Below are 16,732 nucleotides of genomic sequence, written 5' to 3' on the forward strand. Positions count from 1 at the left end.
TCCGATGCATTGCGCTCATGTTATGACGTCGGGCGCGTTGCGCTCATGTTATGACGTCGGGCGCATTGCGCCCGGTGCGGCTGCGAATTTCCGCCAGCTTATCCGCCGCCGAGATGATCCCCGACAGCGCGTTCTGCGGGTTGTCCTGCAACGCCGCCGCCTTGGTTTCGACCCTCTCCAGATAGACCCGGATCGTCGCGCCCTCGGTGCCCGTGCCCGACAGGCGGAACACGATGCGCCCGCCGTCGGTGAAGAGGATGCGAATGCCCTGGCCTTCGGAGCGCGAGCCATCGACCGGATCGTCATAGGCGAACTCATCGGCGGTCTCGATGGTCATCCCCTCGATCACCCGCCCCGGCAGGTTCGGCAGACGCGTCCGCAGCGCGTCCATCAAACCATTGGCCGCATCGCTGTCCACCGCCTCGTAATCATGGCGCGAATAGTAGTTGCGCCCGAATTTGGCCCAGTGATCGGCCATGATCTCGGCCACGCTTTGATCGCGCGCGGCCAGCACGTTGAGCCAAAAGAGCACGGCCCAAAGCCCGTCTTTTTCGCGCACGTGATCCGAGCCTGTGCCCGCACTTTCCTCACCACAAAGCGTCGCGCGCCCCGCATCCAAAAGGTTGCCGAAGAATTTCCACCCCGTCGGCGTCTCATAGCATTCGATCCCAGCGGCATGGGCCACACGGTCCAGCGCGCGGGACGTCGGCATGGAGCGCGCCACGCCCTTAAGCCCGTCCTTGTAGCCAGGCACCAGAGAGGCGTTGGCGGCCAGAACGGCGAGGCTGTCCGAGGGCGTGACATAGGCGTTGCGGCCGACGATCATGTTGCGATCTCCATCGCCGTCCGAGGCCGCGCCAAAGTCGGGCGCATCCGACGAGAACATCAGATCCATCAGCTCCTTGGCCCAGATCGGGTTCGGGTCCGGGTGTCCGCCGCCGAAATCCGGCAAAGGCACGGCGTTGACGACCGATCCCTCGGGCGCCCCCAAAGAGCCCTCGAGAATGGCTTTGGCATAAGGCCCGGTGATCGCATGCATCGCATCGAACCGAAGCGTAAAGCCGGAGGCAAACAGATCGCGGATCGCTTCGAAATCAAAGATTTCTTCCATCATCAGATGATAATCCGCGACCGGGTCGATCACCTCAACCTCCATGCCAAAGATCGTCGTCACGCCCAGTTTCGACAAGTCGACATCCTGCGCCTCGCAGATCGCATATTCACTCAGGCTCTGCGTCTCTTCGAAAATACGCTGGGTGATATTCTCCGCCGCCGGGCCACCGTTCGCGGTGTTAAACTTGACGCCGAAATCTTCGGTCGGGCCGCCCGGATTGTGCGAGGCGGACATGATGATGCCACCGTCCGTGCCGCGCGTGCGAATGAGGTTCGAAGCCGCCGGCGTGGACAAAAGCGCATTCTGGCCGATGATGACCTTTTTCGCGCCATTGGCCGCCGCCATGCGCAGGATCACCTGAGCGGCGCGTTCGTTGAAATAGCGCCCGTCCCCGCCCAAAACATAGGTCTTGTCCTCTGCGCCGCCCGTGCCGTTGAAAATCGCCTGAACGAAGTTTTCGAGGTAATGCGGCTGCATGAAGACAGGCGTTTTCTTGCGCAGCCCGGAGGTGCCGGGTTTCTGGCCTTCGATGGGGGTCGTGGCAACCACTTGGCGGGTCATGGCGTGTTGTTCCTCTCTTCGGTCTTTTTATCGGTCGTTCTGGCGCATGATCTCGGCCACGCGATCCAGTTTCTTATGTTTGGCCAGCGCCTTGGCGCCGCCCGGCAGCCTGAGCCGCCAATTTGGGTATTCACTGGTGGTCCCCGGCAGGTTCTGTTGATCCACCATATCAAGAATCACTTCGGCTTGCACGGCGACAAGGCGCGAGGGCGTGCGGGCCAAAAAGCCATGCAGCGCATCCTGACCGGTGCTCAGTCCCACCTCGGGCAAAAGCCTATCAAGCGCCTCGACCTCGCGGGCGCGGTGACCCTGATCTTGCGAGGTCTGGGCATTGTCGAGGCTGCCGATGCGGGCGCGCGCCGTGATGTCGGCGCCTTGACGCCAGCCCATCCAGGTCGGCAGATCATGGGTCGAAAACGAAGCAATCGCTGCCTCGTCATAATCCTGCGGCGGTTTGAATTCCGGGTCGTCCCATTGCCAGCGCTCAAACATCGCCACGCGACAGCCCAAGACCCCCGACCCCGCCAGCGCATCGCGCAAGCCATCGGGGATATTGCCCAGATCCTCGCCAATGATGATCCCGCCCGCGCCGCCATTGCCACGCGCCGCTTCGATCCGGGCAACCGCGAGCATGGAATCCCGCGGCATGGTCACATAGGAGCCGGGCGCGTTTTGCGGCACCCAAAAAGTGCGCTCAAACCCAAGGATGTGATCGACCCGCAGCATGCCGGAAACGCGCAGTTGCCGCGCGAAGGTTTCCGCCAAAGGCGCATAAGCCTTGTCCCGAAGCGTGATCGGATTGAACGGTGCGAGGCCCCAGTTCTGCCCCTCGGATGAGAACGCATCGGGCGGCGCGCCCAAGGACGCCCCAAAGGCAAAGCTGTCGCGATCTTCCCAGGTTTCGGCGCCATGCGGATGGGTGCCGACCGCCAGATCGACATAAAGCCCATGGGTCATCCCCGCCGCTTTGGCCTGCGCCTGCGCCTCTGTGAGGGCCGCCTCGGCCCGCCATTGCAGCCAGCTGTGAAAGCCGATCTCGACTTGCAACTCGGCCCGCGCGGCGGTGCACTCCGCGCTTTCGGGGTCCTGATAGGCCTCCGGCCAACCCGACCAGAATGGCCCGAAGCGATCCGACAGCGCCTGATGCAGGGCAAAGGTTTCCAAGGACCGCCCCTCGGCCTCAAGATAGGCCGTGAACGCTTTGGAAGCCTTGTCCTTTTCAAACGCCTCGCGCAGCGCCCCGAGCCGCGCCGGGCCGTCGTTTTCATAGTCGACAAGAGGGTCAGACGCCCCGCCAGAGGTCTTCAGATGCAGCACATTGAGACGGCGACGATGCGACGGCGTATAGGGGCTAAAGAGGCCGGGATCGGCGGGAAACCCCGCATGCACCGGATTCATGCCCAGAAAACTGCCGCCTCTTTCGCCAAGCCCCTGCACCAAGGGCAGAAGGTCGTCATAGGAACCGATGCCCTCGGGAGAAAGCGCATAAAGCGGCACGGTCATGCCCCAGGCGCGCTCCGGCAAGGGAATGGTCGCAGGCGCGGCCAAAAGCGTGATCCGCTGGGTGCCATGCGGCAGATCGGCCAAGAGGTGATGGATGCCCAAAGGCACCACCGGCAGGCTTCCAGCCCCCCGCCCCTCGGTCTTTGTGCCGTCTTCAAAGCTGAGCCGCCACGCGGCCTCACCGATGTCGACCCAGGGCTTTGTCCCCGCCTCGAACACGATGTCCCACGGCAGCCAAGCGTCGCCCGCGTCGAGATGCGCGCGGGCCTCGGCCTCCGTGTCGGCCTTGATCCCCAGCGCGCCCAGAAGCGCCACCGCGGTCTCCACGGAGGTCTCATGATAGACCCCCATCTGGTCGTAATAATTGGCGTGAATGCCACGGGCATAGGCCAATTCGAGGCGCAGATCAGTCATTATAGGCCTCCAGTTCCAGAACCAATGTGCTCTCGCAGGCGGCCTGTATCGTCGCGTCGACCACTTCGCCGTCGATCTCCAGGTGCGCTGTGTCGATCCAAAGCCGCCAGCGCCGCCCATCCGGGCAGGCCGGAAGCTGGACAGGCACCGCAGGGCCACGGTTGAAAATCAGGAACAAAGCCTCTTCGCGCTGCGCATAGGCCGGCGTGCCCGAGGCGATCCGCATTTCGACGCAAAGTGTTTTCAGATCGGACCAGGCCCAATCGGCATCCGTCATCGGCGCGCCATTGGCCCGCCACCAGAACAGATCCTCGATACCGTCCACGATACGTTCTCGGGCGTGCAGGAACCGTTTTTGACGCAGGATCGGGTGTTCACGCCGGAACGCGATCAGGCGGCGCACGAAATCGAGGAATTCGGGATCGGATTGCGACCAGTCGATCCAGCCGATCTCATTGTCCTGACAATAGGCGTTGTTGTTGCCCTTTTGGCTGTTGCCCAACTCGTCACCGGCCAAAAGCATCGGCGTGCCTTGCGAAAACATCACGGTCGCCAAGAGGTTGCGCCGCCGTTGCGCGCGGGCCGCAAGGATCGCGGGATCGTCGGTGGGGCCTTCGACGCCCATATTGTCCGAGGCGTTGTCACCATGGCCGTCGCGATTGCCCTCGCCATTGGCCTCATTGTGTTTCTGGGTGTAGCTGACCACATCCGTGAGCGTGAACCCGTCGTGCGCGGTGACGAAATTGACGGAACTTGTGGCGGGCCGCCCCGAATGGTCGAATTGCAGCGCAGATCCGGTGATGCGGTCGGCCAGCACTGCAACATGCCCCGCGTCCCCGCGCCAGAACCGCCGGATACCATCGCGAAACTTGTCGTTCCATTCCAGAAACGGCGGCGGAAAGCCCCCCACCCGGTAGCCACCGGGGCCGATGTCCCAAGGCTCGGCGATGAGTTTCACGCGGGTCAGCACCGGGTCCTGACGGATCGCATCGAAAAAACTGGCGCCCCGGTCAAACCCGGTCGGTGTGCGCCCCAAAGTGGTGCAAAGATCGAAACGGAAGCCATCGACATGCATTTCCTCGACCCAATACCGCAAGCTGTCCAACACCATCCGCAGCACCATCGGATGGTCGATGTTGAGCGTGTTGCCGGTGCCGGTGTCATTGATGTAATGGCGCGGATTTTCGGCGAGGCGGTAATAGCTTCGGTTGTCGAGGCCGCGAAACGACAAAGTCGGGCCTAATTCGTTGCCCTCGCCCGTGTGGTTGTAGACCACATCCATGATCACTTCGATATTCGCGGAATGCAGCCGCGCGACCATGTGTTGGAACTCGGCGATCTGGTCGTGAGCAAGGTAGCGCGGATCGGGCGCGAAGAAGCCAAGCGTTTGATAGCCCCAGTAATTCACGAGGCCCTTCTCGACGAGAAAGCGGTCATTCAAAAAGGCCTGCGCGGGCAAAAGTTCGATCGCCGTGACGCCGAGTTTCACCAGATGATCGAGGATCGCATCAGAGGCGAGACCCAGAAATTTGCCCTTGTGCTGCACATCCGGGTGGAGCTGCGTCAGGCCTTTGACATGGGCCTCGTAGATCACCGATTTCGAGGTCGACGTGCGCGGCGCCTTGTCCCGACCCCAGGCAAAGAGCACATCCTCGACCACACAGCGCGGCATGTAACGCGCGGAATCGCGTTTATCGAAGGACAGATCGACCTCTTTGTCCCCGACCTTGTAGCCCATCACCGCGTCATGCCAGTCGAGATGCCGGGTCAGCCGTTTGGCGTAGGGGTCGAGCAACAGCTTGTTGTAGTTGAACCGATGCCCCTCATAGGGCGCATAGGGCCCGTCGGCGCGCAGCCCGTAGAGCTGACCGGGACGCAACCCCGGCACATAGCCGTGCCAGACATCGCCATCACGTTCCGGCAGATCGAGGCGATGCGTTTCCACCCGCCCGTCCGGCGAAAAGAGGCAAAGCGTGATGCGGTGGGCATGTTCGGAGAAGACCGCAAAATTGACGCCCTCGCCATCAAACGTCGCACCCAAAGGCGCGGCATGGCCGCCGAGGATCGTCAAAGAACTCATGCGCGGGCGTCCTCGCTATCGTTCTCAACCATCTGTTGGAAGAGCGCCGCATAGGCCTTGGCCGAGGTGTCCCAACCGACCGGTTGCGCCATGGCGTTTTTCATCATCTGCGACCAGACGTCTTTGTCGCGGTAAAGATCGCAAAGCCGGGTCAGCCCCATCGAAAGCGCCTCTTTGGTCAGCGGATAGACTTGCAGACCGGTTGCCACGCCCGCCGAAAGCGCGGCAGGATTGGCGTTGATCACCGTGTCGGCCAGCCCGCCGGTGAGCGTCACCACCGGGATCGTCCCGAACCGCAACCCGTACATCTGGGTCAGACCACAGGGCTCAAAGCGCGAGGGCACGAGGATCGCATCACCGCCTTCGATGAGACGGCGCGCGAAGGCTTCGTCATAACCGATGCGCACGGCGACGCCCGGATATTTCTCTGCGGCATTGCGAAATGCGGCCTCGAAATGCGGCTCGCCCGAGCCCAAAAGCGCCAGTTGACCGCCCTGCTCCAACAGGCTCGGCAGCGCCTCAAGCAAGAGATCAAAGCCCTTTTGCCCAGTCAGCCGCGAGATCACCACACACAGGGGACCGTCACTGTCCGGCAGGTGTAATTCCTCACGCAGCGCGGCCTTGTGTTTGTCCTTGCCCTTGGGCGATTTGTAGGAGGGCTTCCAGAGATCGAGGTCGATCCCGTTGAGAATGCCGGAAAAATCCGCTCCACGAGAAGCCAGAACGCCCTCCATCCCCAGACCGAACGCCCCATCCATCAGCTCGCGCGCATAGGTCGGCGAGACGGTCGTCACCTTGGTCGAGGTCATGATCCCGGCTTTCAGCGTCGAGATTTGCCCCCAATATTCATAGCCGCCCTCGGTGAACCCCTGCGGCGGCAGGCCCAGCGTCGCGATCATATCAGCGCCGAAACAGCCCTGAAAGGCGACGTTGTGGATGGTCATCAGCGTTTTGACCCGCTCGGCGGCGCCCAGTTCGCGCAGGTAAATGGGCGTCAGACCCGCCTGCCAATCGTGCATATGGATCGCCTGCGGGACCCAGTCTTCGATGCCATGCGCGGCGATCATCGTGGCGGCCAGAGAGAGCGCGGCAAAGCGTTGCGCATTGTCGCCCCAGTCGTGCCCATCGGGACCGATGTAAAGCGAGCCGTCGCGGTCATAGAGATGCGGCGCATCCAAGATGTAGAGCACCTGATCGCCTAGCGTGCCACGTCGGATGCGGGCAAAACCGCCGAAGAGGTCCCAGACCTCGAAGACGGTTTCGGCCTCGGGCTGCGCCTCCAAAACGGTGCGGTAGCCCGGCAAAAGCGTGCGCATCTCGACGCCCAGAGGCGCCAAAGCGCCGGGCAAAGCCCCCGCCACATCGGCCAAGCCGCCGGTTTTCACCAGCGGCACACATTCGGACGTGACAGAGAGAACGCGGATCATCGCTTCGGTCGCCATTATCCTCTGGCCCTCGCGTCGATCATCTCTTGGGTGATCAGCGTCACGCCACCGGGCGAGACGCGGAACCACTTGGCATCGACCTCCGGGTCCTCGCCTACGACGAGGCCCTCGGGCACATGCACGCCGCGATCAATGACCACGTTTTTCAACCGGCAATGCCGCGAAATATAGGCCTTTGGCAAGACGACAGCGCGTTCCAGCGAAGAATAGGAATTGGTCATCACATGGGTGAACAACAGGCTTTCGCGGATTTCCGTCCCCGAGATGATGCAGCCGCCCGAGACCATGGAACTCACCGCAGAGCCGCGGCGGTCAGGCCGGTCGTGGATGAATTTCGCAGGCGGCGTGTTCTCCGAATAGGTCCAGATCGGCCACTCTTTGTCCCACATATCCAGTTCCGGGGTGAAATCGGTCAGGTCGATATTGGCCTTCCAATAGGCATCAATCGTACCCACGTCGCGCCAATAGGCGGGCGCATCCGGGTGGCGCACGCAACTGTCAGTGAAACGATGTGCCTGCGCCTTGCCTTTCGAGACCAGTTCGGGGATCAGATCGTTGCCGAAATCGTGGCTTGAATGCGGGTCTTCCATATCTTCGAGCAGGCGTTCGCGCAGGAATTTCCAGTTGAAGACATAGATGCCCATCGAGGCCAGAGATTTCGTCTCATCGCCCGGAATGGCGGGTGGATCGGCGGGTTTTTCCAGAAACGTCGTGATACGGTCCTTCTCGTCGACGCCCATGACGCCAAAGGCCGAGGCCTCTTTGCGGTCCACTGTGAGGCAGCCGACGGTGACATCCGCGCCGGTGTCCACATGCTGGCGGATCATGATTTCATAATCCATTTTATAGATGTGGTCGCCCGCGAGGATCAGGATGTAATCCACGTCGTAACTGTCGATGATGTCGATGTTTTGCGCCACCGCATCCGCCGTGCCGCGATACCAGGTGCTTTCCTCGTAACGTTGGGACGCGGGCAGGATGTCGAGAAATTCGTTGCGCTCGGCGCGGAAGAACGTCCAGCCGCGCTGGATGTGGCGAATGAGCGAATGCGCCTTATACTGCGTGGCGATCGCCATCTTGCGAATGCCGGAATTCAGCGCGTTCGAGAGCGCGAAATCGACGATCCGGTTCTTGCCGCCGAAATAGACGGCGGGTTTCACCCGTTCGTTGGTCAACTCCTTGAGCCGCGAGCCGCGTCCGCCCGCGAGCACGAAGGCGACGGTGCGACCAGAGAGCCTATTGCGCGTATGTGGCATCTGTTTCTCCTCTCACGTGTCCCTGACGGGTCACGCCCCATCCTTAATAAAAATCAATGTCGAGAGCGGCGGCACGCAAATCGTGGCCGCGGCAGGTTGGCCCTGCCAGTCCTGATCCTCACGCGTGGCGGTGACCCCGCCCATATTGCCGCGCCCGCCGCCGCCGTAGTTCTCTGAATCCGAGTTCAGCGCCTCCTGCCAGCGGCCTTCCATCGGGAAGCCGAGTTTGTAGGCCATGCGCTCCACCGGCGTGAAATTGCAGACCACGACCACCTCAGGATCGCCCGGTTTGCCGCGCCGGACCCAGGCATAGATCGACGCCTCGGCATCGTTGGCCTCGATCCACTGGAACCCGTCGCCTTCGCAATCTTTGGCGTAAAGCGCGGGCGTGCCCTGATAGAGATGGTTCAGATCGCGCACGAGGCTTTGGACGCCCTCATGCATATGATAGCCCAAACAGCCCCATTCGATCTCTTTCTCATGGTTCCACTCCTGCCATTGGGCGAATTCCTGCCCCATGAACAAAAGCTTCTTGCCCGGATGCGCCCACATAAAGCCGTAGTAAGCGCGCAGGTTGGCGAATTTCTCCCATTCATCCCCCGGCATTTTCGAGAGCATGGATTTCTTGCCATGGACCACTTCGTCGTGGCTGATCGGCAGGATGAAATTCTCGGAGAAGGCGTAATGCAGGCCAAAGGTCATCTGGTGGTGGTGATATTTGCGGTGGATCGGCTCGCGGGACATGTAGTCCAGCGTATCGTTCATCCAGCCCATGTTCCATTTGAACCCGAACCCAAGCCCGCCCGTCTCCACCGGCGCGGAGACACCCGCATAGGCCGTGCTTTCCTCGGCCACGGTCATGATCCCCGGCACCTCGCCATAGGTCAGCGTGTTCATGGTTTGCAGCATCGAGATGGCTTCGAAATTCTCGCGCCCGCCTTGGGCGTTCGGGATCCACTGGCCCTCTTCGCGCGAATAATCGCGGTAGATCATCGAGGCGACCGCATCCACACGCAGCCCGTCGATGTGATATTCCTCGAACCAATAGAGTGCGTTGGAAGTCAGGAAATTGGCCACCTCCGTGCGGCCATAGTTGTAGATCAGCGTGTTCCAATCCTGATGGAAGCCCTCGCGCGGGTCGGCATGTTCGTACAAAGCCGTGCCGTCGAATTGCCCTAACCCATGGCTGTCCGTCGGGAAATGCCCCGGCACCCAGTCGATCAGGATGCCAAGCCCCGCCTCATGCGCCGCGTTCACCAGATCGCGGAACTCATGCGGCGGACCGAAACGCACGGTGGGCGCGAAAAGCCCCACGGGTTGATAGCCCCAGGAGCCGTCAAAGGGATATTCCGAGATCGGCATCAGCTCGATATGGGTGAAGCCCATGTCTTTGGCGTAACCCACCAGCTCCACCGCCGCCTCTTTGTAAGAGATCGGGCGCGCGCCGCCGTAAGCGTTTTCCTTGTGCTTCCACGACCCAAGCTGCACCTCGTAGATCGAGATCGGCTTGTCGCGGGTCTGCACCGATTGGCGGGTCTCAAGCCAGGTGTCATCGGACCAGCCGTACCCCTTGATGTCGCGCACCACGGAGGCCGTTTCCGGCGGGTGCTGGCTGCCAAAACCGACGGGGTCGGCCTTGAGATGCACCTCGCCGTAAGCGCCGATCACCTCGAACTTATAGGCCGTACCCTCGCCGACGCCGGGCATGAAAATCTCCCACACGCCTGTGGCGCCGCGACGGCGCATCACGTGACGGCGTCCGTCCCAGGCGTTGAAATCGCCCACCAAAGAGACGCGCCGCGCGTTGGGCGCCCAGACCGCGAAATGCGTGCCTTCCGCGCCTTCATGTTCCATCACATGGGCGCCAAGCGACTTCCAGATGTGGTGATGCGTGCCCTCGCCCAGAAGGTATTCGTCGATCTCGCCCAGAACAGGACCAAACCGATAGGCGTCCTCGATGGTCCAGATCACCGAGCCGTGCCGCCCTTCGAGCAGGTAGGGTTTGGTGCCAGAGACTTTGCCGTGGAACAGCCCCGCGTAGCCGGTCACCGGCGCCAGCGGATAGCGTTTGCCGTCTGAGAGCGCGGTGATCTCCTCTGCGCCCGGATCGAAGGCGGTCACAAACCGCACCCGGCCCTTTTTGTGCGGCCCCAAAATGGCGAAGGGATCGTCGAAACGCCCCTCACACATCTGAGACAATGTCTTCGCGTCTGCAAAGTCGTGATCTTGTGCCGGAGCCATGCGAAATTCCTTTGTTCACGGCAAGCTTAAAGGATTCGGACCCCCGCACAATCCTTTGATTTTACGTAAGAAGACTTTCAGCTCCCCAAATATCGCACATGTAACCGCGGATTGTGCGATCAGAGGAGAACCAGCCCGAGCGCGCGGTGTTCAGAGCCGCCATTTTGGCCCAGGATTTGGGGTCCAGATAGGCTTTGTCCACCTCCCGTTGGGCGCGCCAATAGTCGGTGAAATCGGAGCAGACGAGGAAGTAATCCGACCAGGTCAGATTGTCGGCGATATGGGTGTAGCGGCCCGGATCTTCGGGGCTGAAGGTGCCGTCTCTGAGCGCCTGCAAAGCGCGGCCCAGACGCGGGTCGGCATGGATCGCCTGTTGCGCGTGATCGTGGATCATCCGGCGCTGCATGACCTCATCGGCCAACATGCCGAAAAGAAAGAAATTCTCTTCGCCGACATGGTCGCGAATTTCCACATTGGCGCCATCGAGCGTCCCGATGGTGGGCGCGCCATTCAGCGCAAATTTCATATTGCCGGTGCCGGAGGCCTCCTTGCCTGCTGTCGAGATTTGTTCAGACAGATCGGCGGCAGGCACCAGACGTTCGGCCAGCGTGACGTTGTAGTTCGGCAGGAACACGACCTGCAACACATCGCGCGTCGCGGCATCAGAGTTGACCAGTTTGGCGACGTCGTTGATCAGCCGGATGATGTCTTTTGCAAAGTAATAGCCCTGCGCCGCCTTGCCCGCGAAAATCTTGACCCGCGGCGCCCAATCGGCGTTCGGGTTGTCCTTGATTTCCTGCCAATGGGCGATGGTCTCCAAGATATTGAGGTGCTGGCGTTTGTATTCGTGCATCCGCTTGATCTGGATGTCGAACATGGCGTCGGGGTTGAGTTTGAGGCCATGCGCCTCCGCCACATAGTCGCAAAGCGCGGCTTTATTGGCGGATTTCACGCCCATGAACCGGTCGAGCCAGCCCGCGTCCTCAATGGCGGGTTCCAGCTTTTTCAACTGCTCAAGATCCGCAATCCACTCTCTACCGATGGTCTCCGTGATCAGCCCCGAGAGACCCGGATTGCAAGAATGCAGCCAGCGGCGCGGGGTCACGCCGTTGGTCTGATTGACGATCCGCTCGGGGTGCAGCGCATTGAGTTCCTTGAACACAGTCTTTTTCATCAGATCGGAGTGCAGCGCGGAGACGCCGTTCACCTTGTTGGCCATGATGAAGGACAGCTCGCCCATCTTGACCTGACCGTCGGAGCGCGACGAGAGCGTGCGGTGCGGATTGGCGCGGTAATGGGCGTCATCGATGCGGTTGATGATGTCGATGTGACGCGGCAAAAGACGCCCGAACAGGCGCTCGTCCCACCGCTCCAAAGCCTCCGGCAGAAGCGTGTGGTTGGTGTAGTTGATACAGCCATGCACGATCTCAAGCGCCTCTTCGAAGGACAGGCCCCGTTCGTCATGCAGGATGCGGAGCAACTCTGGCCCGGCAATCGCCGGATGCGTGTCGTTGAGCTGGATCGCGATCTTTTTCGGCAGCAGTTTCAAATCGTTATGATGGCTGTCAAAACGGCGCAGGATGTCGCGGATCGAGGCGGCGGAGAAGAAATATTCCTGCTTGAGGCGCAGCTCCTTGCCCGCTTCGTTGCTGTCCTCCGGGTAGAGCACGCGCGAGATGGTCCGCGCCAGCGCCTCGTGTTCGGAAGCTGCGGCAAAATCGCCGGAGTTGAACAGGTCCAGATCAAAGGGATCGACCGCGCGGCCCGACCAGAGGCGCAGCGTGTTGGCCCAGCGTCCCTGCCAGCCGACGATGGGGGTGTCAAAGGCTTCGGCCTGAATCATCTCGGAGGGACGCCAGATCGGCTTGCCATTCTCATAGGCGACATCGCCACCGAACCCGATGTTGATGCGCACTTCCGGGCGCTCGAATTCCCACGGGTGCGGCTCCTGGAGCCAGGTCTCCGGGCTTTCGACCTGACGGCCCTCGACAAAGCTCTGTTTGAACAGCCCGTTCTCGTAGCGGATGCCATAGCCATAGGCCGGACAGCCCAGCGTCGAGAGGCTGTCGAGGAAACAGGCCGCAAGCCTCCCAAGCCCGCCATTCCCAAGCGCCGCATCCGGTTCGTCATCCAGAATGGTGCGCATGTCCATGCCGAAGCTCTCAAGCGCCTCTTTCACCTCTTCGACCATATCGAGGTTGAAAATCCCGTCTTCCAAAAGCCGCCCGATCAGGAATTCCATCGACAGGTAATAGACCCGTTTGCCGTCCTCTTCGTAGGTCTTGCGCGTCGAGGCGACCCAGGTGTCGACAATCCGGTCGCGGATCGCATGGCTCAAGGCCATCCGCCAATCGAAGAACTGCGCATGCTCCGGGTCCTTGCCCATCGTGTAGGTGAGATGTTGAAGAAGGGCGTCGCGGAAATTCGGGGTCTGGGCAGTTCGCACCATGGATCACCTTATGACTAAAAGAGAGGGGGAGAACACTCGTAAGACACTGTTTCCTCACCAGCTAAGACCTAAAGTTTCGCTATGGCAAGGTGGCCCTCTTCGTTTTCTGGCTGCGGTGCGGCATTTGCATCCTAATCGAACATTTGAAGACATCTGCGCCCGGACATCGCCTGTTCCCGCAGCAGATGTGCATTGATCTCGGCCAAAACCCGCCGCATCGTCTTTCCTCTCCCCCTTCCTAAAGCGTTTCGACTTTAACTTGAGTTATCACATAAAGTCGAAATGCCCGCTCCGCTTTGACGCTGTACTGCGTTTCTGCTCAAACCTGACTCAGGTTTATGTAGAAACGCTTTAGGCGCAGAGTATGAATGTTTTATGCAGGCGCTTTCGAATATCAGGCGGGTCTTCGCCTCAAAACAGCGGGCTGACGCCGATCACCGGCCCGTGGGCCATGATCAAACCGCCATAGAGCAAAATCCCCACCAAAAGACGCAGGATCACCTTCGAGGACAGCGGCCAGAGCAGACGCGAGATCGGCAAAGCGCGGGTCTCGGCCCAGAGCCGGTCGTATTTGGCCCCCATCACGCGCCGCTTGCGCCGTGTGATCATCTTGCCTCCCAGCACAGCAAAGCCCACCGCATGCGCAGGGCAAGCTCGTGCGCTGTGGCCGGGGTCGGATTTTCGACGTGGCGGTGGATGCGCGCAAGCCTGAGGCGTTCCGCTTTCATCACATCTCCACCGACGAGGTGTTCGGCTCTCTGCCTGCCGACAAATCCGTGCAATTCACCGAAGACACGCCCTATTCGGCGTCGAAAGCCAGCTCGGACCATCTGGTGCGTGCATGGCATGAGACCTACGGGCTGCCCGTGGTCTTGACCAATTGCTCGAACAATTACGGGCCCTATCATTTCCCCGAAAAACTGATCCCGGTGATCATCCTCAACGCTTTGGCCGGCAAGCCGCTGCCGATCTACGGCGACGGGTCCAACATTCGCGACTGGCTCTATGTCGAGGATCACGCCGACGCGCTTTTGCTCGTGGTGGAAAAAGGCGAGATCGGGCGCAGTTACAACATCGGTGGCGAGAACGAGCGGAGCAATCTTGAGCTGGTGCAAACGCTCTGCGCCATTCTCGATGAAAAGCGCCCGAAGGACACCGGGTCCTACGCCGATCAGATCACCTTTGTCACCGACCGCCCCGGCCATGACGCGCGCTACGCGATTGATCCGACCCGCATCCGCGACGAGCTTGGCTGGCGCCCTTCCGTGACGGTCGAGCAGGGCCTGCGGCAGACGGTGGAGTGGTATCTCGACAACGAAGCGTGGTGGCGCGCGCTGCAAAATCGCCACGGCGTCGGGGAACGTTTGGGAGTAAAGGCATGATTGTTTTCGGCAAATCCGGACAGGTGGCGACAGAGCTTGCGCGGCTCCTGCCCAAGGCCACATTCCTGGGCCGCGCGGAGGCCGATCTGAGCGACCCCGCGTCCTGCGCGCAAAAAATTCGGGATCTCAAACCCGATGCGGTGATCAATGCCGCCGCCTACACCGCCGTGGACAAGGCCGAAGAGGAAGAAGACCTCGCCCATCTGATCAACGCCGCCGCCCCCACCGCCATGGCCGAGGCCTGTGCCGAGCTGGGCATTCCTTTCGTGCAAATTTCGACGGATTACGTGTTTGACGGCGCGGGCGAGACCGGTTTTGCGCCGGATCATCCGACCGGGCCTTTGGGCGCATATGGTCGCACAAAACTTGCGGGCGAAGACGGCGTGCGCGCGGCGCGCGGTGCCTTTGCGATCCTGCGCACGTCTTGGGTGTTCTCGGCGCACGGTAACAACTTCGTCAAAACCATGCTGCGCCTCGCAGAGACCCGCGACAGTCTGACGGTGGTTGCCGATCAGATCGGCGGCCCGACCTCTGCGCGTGCCATCGCGCATACCTGTGTCGCCATCGCCGAGCGGTTGAAACGGGACGAGGGCGTGGCCGGAACCTATCATTTCAGCGGCACGCCGGATGTGAGCTGGGCCGACTTCGCCCGCGAGATTTTCGCCCAAAGCGGCAAATACATCGCCGTGCAGGACATCCCAAGCTGCGACTACCCGACGCCTGCCGCCCGCCCCGCCAACAGCCGCCTCGACTGTCGCACGACCGAGGCCGTCTTTGGCATCCCGCGCCCCGACTGGCGCGAAGAGCTGGCTCTGGTGCTCAGCGATCTTGAGGTGCAAAAATGACCGACCGCAAAGGCATTATCCTCGCAGGCGGCTCCGGCACGCGGCTTTATCCATTGACCATGGCGGTGTCGAAACAGCTCATGCCGGTCTATGACAAGCCGATGATCTACTATCCCTTGTCGGTCCTGATGCTGGCGGGCATTCGCGAGATCGCGGTGATCACCACGCCCGAAGATCAGCACCAGTTCCAACATCTTTTGGGCGACGGCAGCCAATGGGGCTTGTCGCTCACCTATATCGCACAGCCCTCCCCCGACGGGCTGGCGCAGGCCTATCTCTTGGCAGAGAACTTCCTCGATGGTGCGCCTTCTGCGATGGTTCTGGGCGACAATATCTTTTTCGGTCACGGCCTGCCGGAAATGCTGGCCGCCGCAGATGCGCGCGGCACGGGCGGCACAGTCTTTGGCTATCACGTCGCCGACCCCGAGCGCTACGGCGTGGTGAAATTCGACCGCGACGGCCGGGTCGAGGAGATCGTTGAGAAGCCCGAGGTGCCGCCGTCGAATTACGCCGTCACCGGGCTTTATTTCCTCGACGGCGATGCGCCGCGTCGGGCGCGGGAGGTCAAACCCTCTGCGCGGGGCGAATTGGAGATCGTCACGCTTTTGGAAAGCTATCTCAAAGACGGCACGTTGTCCGTGGAACGCATGGGGCGTGGCTATGCGTGGCTCGACACCGGCACCCATGGCTCGCTGTTGGACGCGGGCAACTTCGTTCGAACACTGGCGCTGCGTCAGGGGATGCAATCAGGCTGTCCCGAAGAGATTGCCTATACCCAGGGCTGGATCGACGACGCGCAGATGGCGAAACATGCCGAGATGTTCCAGAAAACCGCCTATGGCACATATCTCAAAACGCTGATGAGCCAGAAGAAGGTCTGAGCCTCAGCGCCCTGTCACGCCTCCGGCAGCGGTGGGTTGGTTTGCTCCACCACCGCTTCCATCGCCACGAAGGTCGAGGTGGATTGCACATGCGGCAGGCTGGAGATTTTGCGGCCCATGACCTCGCGATAGGACTCCATCGAGCCTGTGCGCACTTTGAGCAGGTAATCGAAATTGCCCGCGATCATGTGGCATTCGGCGATCTCCGGCACGTTTTTCACCGCCGCGTTGAATTTACTGAGCGCCGCATCGCGCGTGTCGTCCAACTTGACCTCGACAAAGGACACATGGCTCAGCCCCAGCCGCTGCGTCGACAGGATCGCGCGATAGCCGACGATGACCCCCGCCTGCTCCAACGCCTTGACCCGAAGCGCCACCGGGTTCTTGGACAGGCCAACCCTTTGGCTCAACTCGGTCAATGACATTCGGGCGTCGGTGGCCAGACAGTCGAGAATCTTCCGGTCGTAACGATCGAGCTCTTTTTCCATTGCACCACAAAATCCACATTCTTTGGTCGCTTAGATGCGCCTAGAACACAATAATGGGAAAAAGATAAAGTTC

The 16,732-nt window shown here is 61.1% G+C and carries 11 protein-coding genes and 1 pseudogene; 3 read left to right on the forward strand and 9 right to left on the reverse strand.

From position 1 onward, the window contains the following. Window positions 1-43 precede the first annotated feature (43 nt). The 8 genes from ACN0X0_RS09935 to ACN0X0_RS09970 form a co-directional block, all read right to left on the reverse strand. Entirely contained in the window at window positions 44-1,675 is a 1,632-nt protein-coding gene (locus ACN0X0_RS09935) for an alpha-D-glucose phosphate-specific phosphoglucomutase (RefSeq protein ID WP_417279029.1), read from the reverse strand. A gap of 27 nt (window positions 1,676-1,702) precedes the next feature. Next, window positions 1,703-3,592: a 4-alpha-glucanotransferase gene (gene malQ / locus ACN0X0_RS09940; RefSeq protein ID WP_417279030.1), complete on the reverse strand. Its 1,890-nt coding sequence runs from the start codon at window positions 3,590-3,592 to the stop codon at window positions 1,703-1,705. Then, window positions 3,585-5,672: a glycogen debranching protein GlgX gene (gene glgX, locus ACN0X0_RS09945; protein WP_417279031.1), complete on the reverse strand. Its 2,088-nt coding sequence runs from the start codon at window positions 5,670-5,672 to the stop codon at window positions 3,585-3,587. Before glgX ends, malQ begins: the two co-directional genes overlap by 8 nt. Further along, entirely contained in the window at window positions 5,669-7,099 is a 1,431-nt protein-coding gene (glgA, locus tag ACN0X0_RS09950; protein WP_417279158.1) for a glycogen synthase GlgA, read from the reverse strand. The genes glgX and glgA overlap by 4 nt, the downstream gene beginning before the upstream one ends. 14 nt (window positions 7,100-7,113) lie before the next feature. After that, entirely contained in the window at window positions 7,114-8,373 is a 1,260-nt protein-coding gene (glgC, locus tag ACN0X0_RS09955; protein ID WP_417279032.1) for a glucose-1-phosphate adenylyltransferase, read from the reverse strand. 30 nt (window positions 8,374-8,403) lie between these two features. Further along, window positions 8,404-10,614, reverse strand: coding sequence for a 1,4-alpha-glucan branching protein GlgB (gene glgB, locus ACN0X0_RS09960; RefSeq protein WP_417279033.1), 2,211 nt, complete (start codon window positions 10,612-10,614; stop codon window positions 8,404-8,406). A gap of 61 nt (window positions 10,615-10,675) precedes the next feature. Then, on the reverse strand, window positions 10,676-13,063 hold the full coding sequence (locus ACN0X0_RS09965) for a glycogen/starch/alpha-glucan phosphorylase (protein ID WP_417279034.1): 2,388 nt from the start codon (window positions 13,061-13,063) through the stop codon (window positions 10,676-10,678). A gap of 411 nt (window positions 13,064-13,474) precedes the next feature. After that, window positions 13,475-13,672 carry a hypothetical protein gene (locus ACN0X0_RS09970; protein WP_417279035.1) on the reverse strand — a complete coding sequence of 66 codons (198 nt, stop codon included), beginning with the start codon at window positions 13,670-13,672 and terminating at the stop codon, window positions 13,475-13,477. A gap of 29 nt (window positions 13,673-13,701) precedes the next feature. Between ACN0X0_RS09970 and ACN0X0_RS09975 the strand changes: the two are divergent. The 3 genes and pseudogenes from ACN0X0_RS09975 to rfbA form a co-directional block, all read left to right on the forward strand. Beyond that, a pseudogene (locus ACN0X0_RS09975) lies at window positions 13,702-14,445 on the forward strand (GDP-mannose 4,6-dehydratase); the annotation flags it as partial. Continuing rightward, window positions 14,442-15,290: a dTDP-4-dehydrorhamnose reductase gene (gene rfbD / locus ACN0X0_RS09980; RefSeq protein ID WP_417279036.1), complete on the forward strand. Its 849-nt coding sequence runs from the start codon at window positions 14,442-14,444 to the stop codon at window positions 15,288-15,290. The pseudogene ACN0X0_RS09975 and the gene rfbD, both read left to right, overlap by 4 nt. Beyond that, on the forward strand, window positions 15,287-16,171 hold the full coding sequence (gene rfbA / locus ACN0X0_RS09985; RefSeq protein ID WP_417279037.1) for a glucose-1-phosphate thymidylyltransferase RfbA: 885 nt from the start codon (window positions 15,287-15,289) through the stop codon (window positions 16,169-16,171). Before rfbD ends, rfbA begins: the two co-directional genes overlap by 4 nt. A 14-nt stretch (window positions 16,172-16,185) precedes the next feature. Here rfbA and ACN0X0_RS09990 read toward each other — a convergent pair whose 3' ends face one another. Then, window positions 16,186-16,659 (reverse strand): Lrp/AsnC family transcriptional regulator, encoded by a 474-nt coding sequence (locus ACN0X0_RS09990; protein WP_417279038.1) that lies wholly within the window; start codon window positions 16,657-16,659, stop codon window positions 16,186-16,188. Window positions 16,660-16,732 lie beyond the last annotated feature (73 nt).

Origin of the sequence: Celeribacter sp., from assembly GCF_048270365.1 — a bacterium.
Taxonomy (GTDB): Bacteria; Pseudomonadota; Alphaproteobacteria; order Rhodobacterales; family Rhodobacteraceae; genus Celeribacter.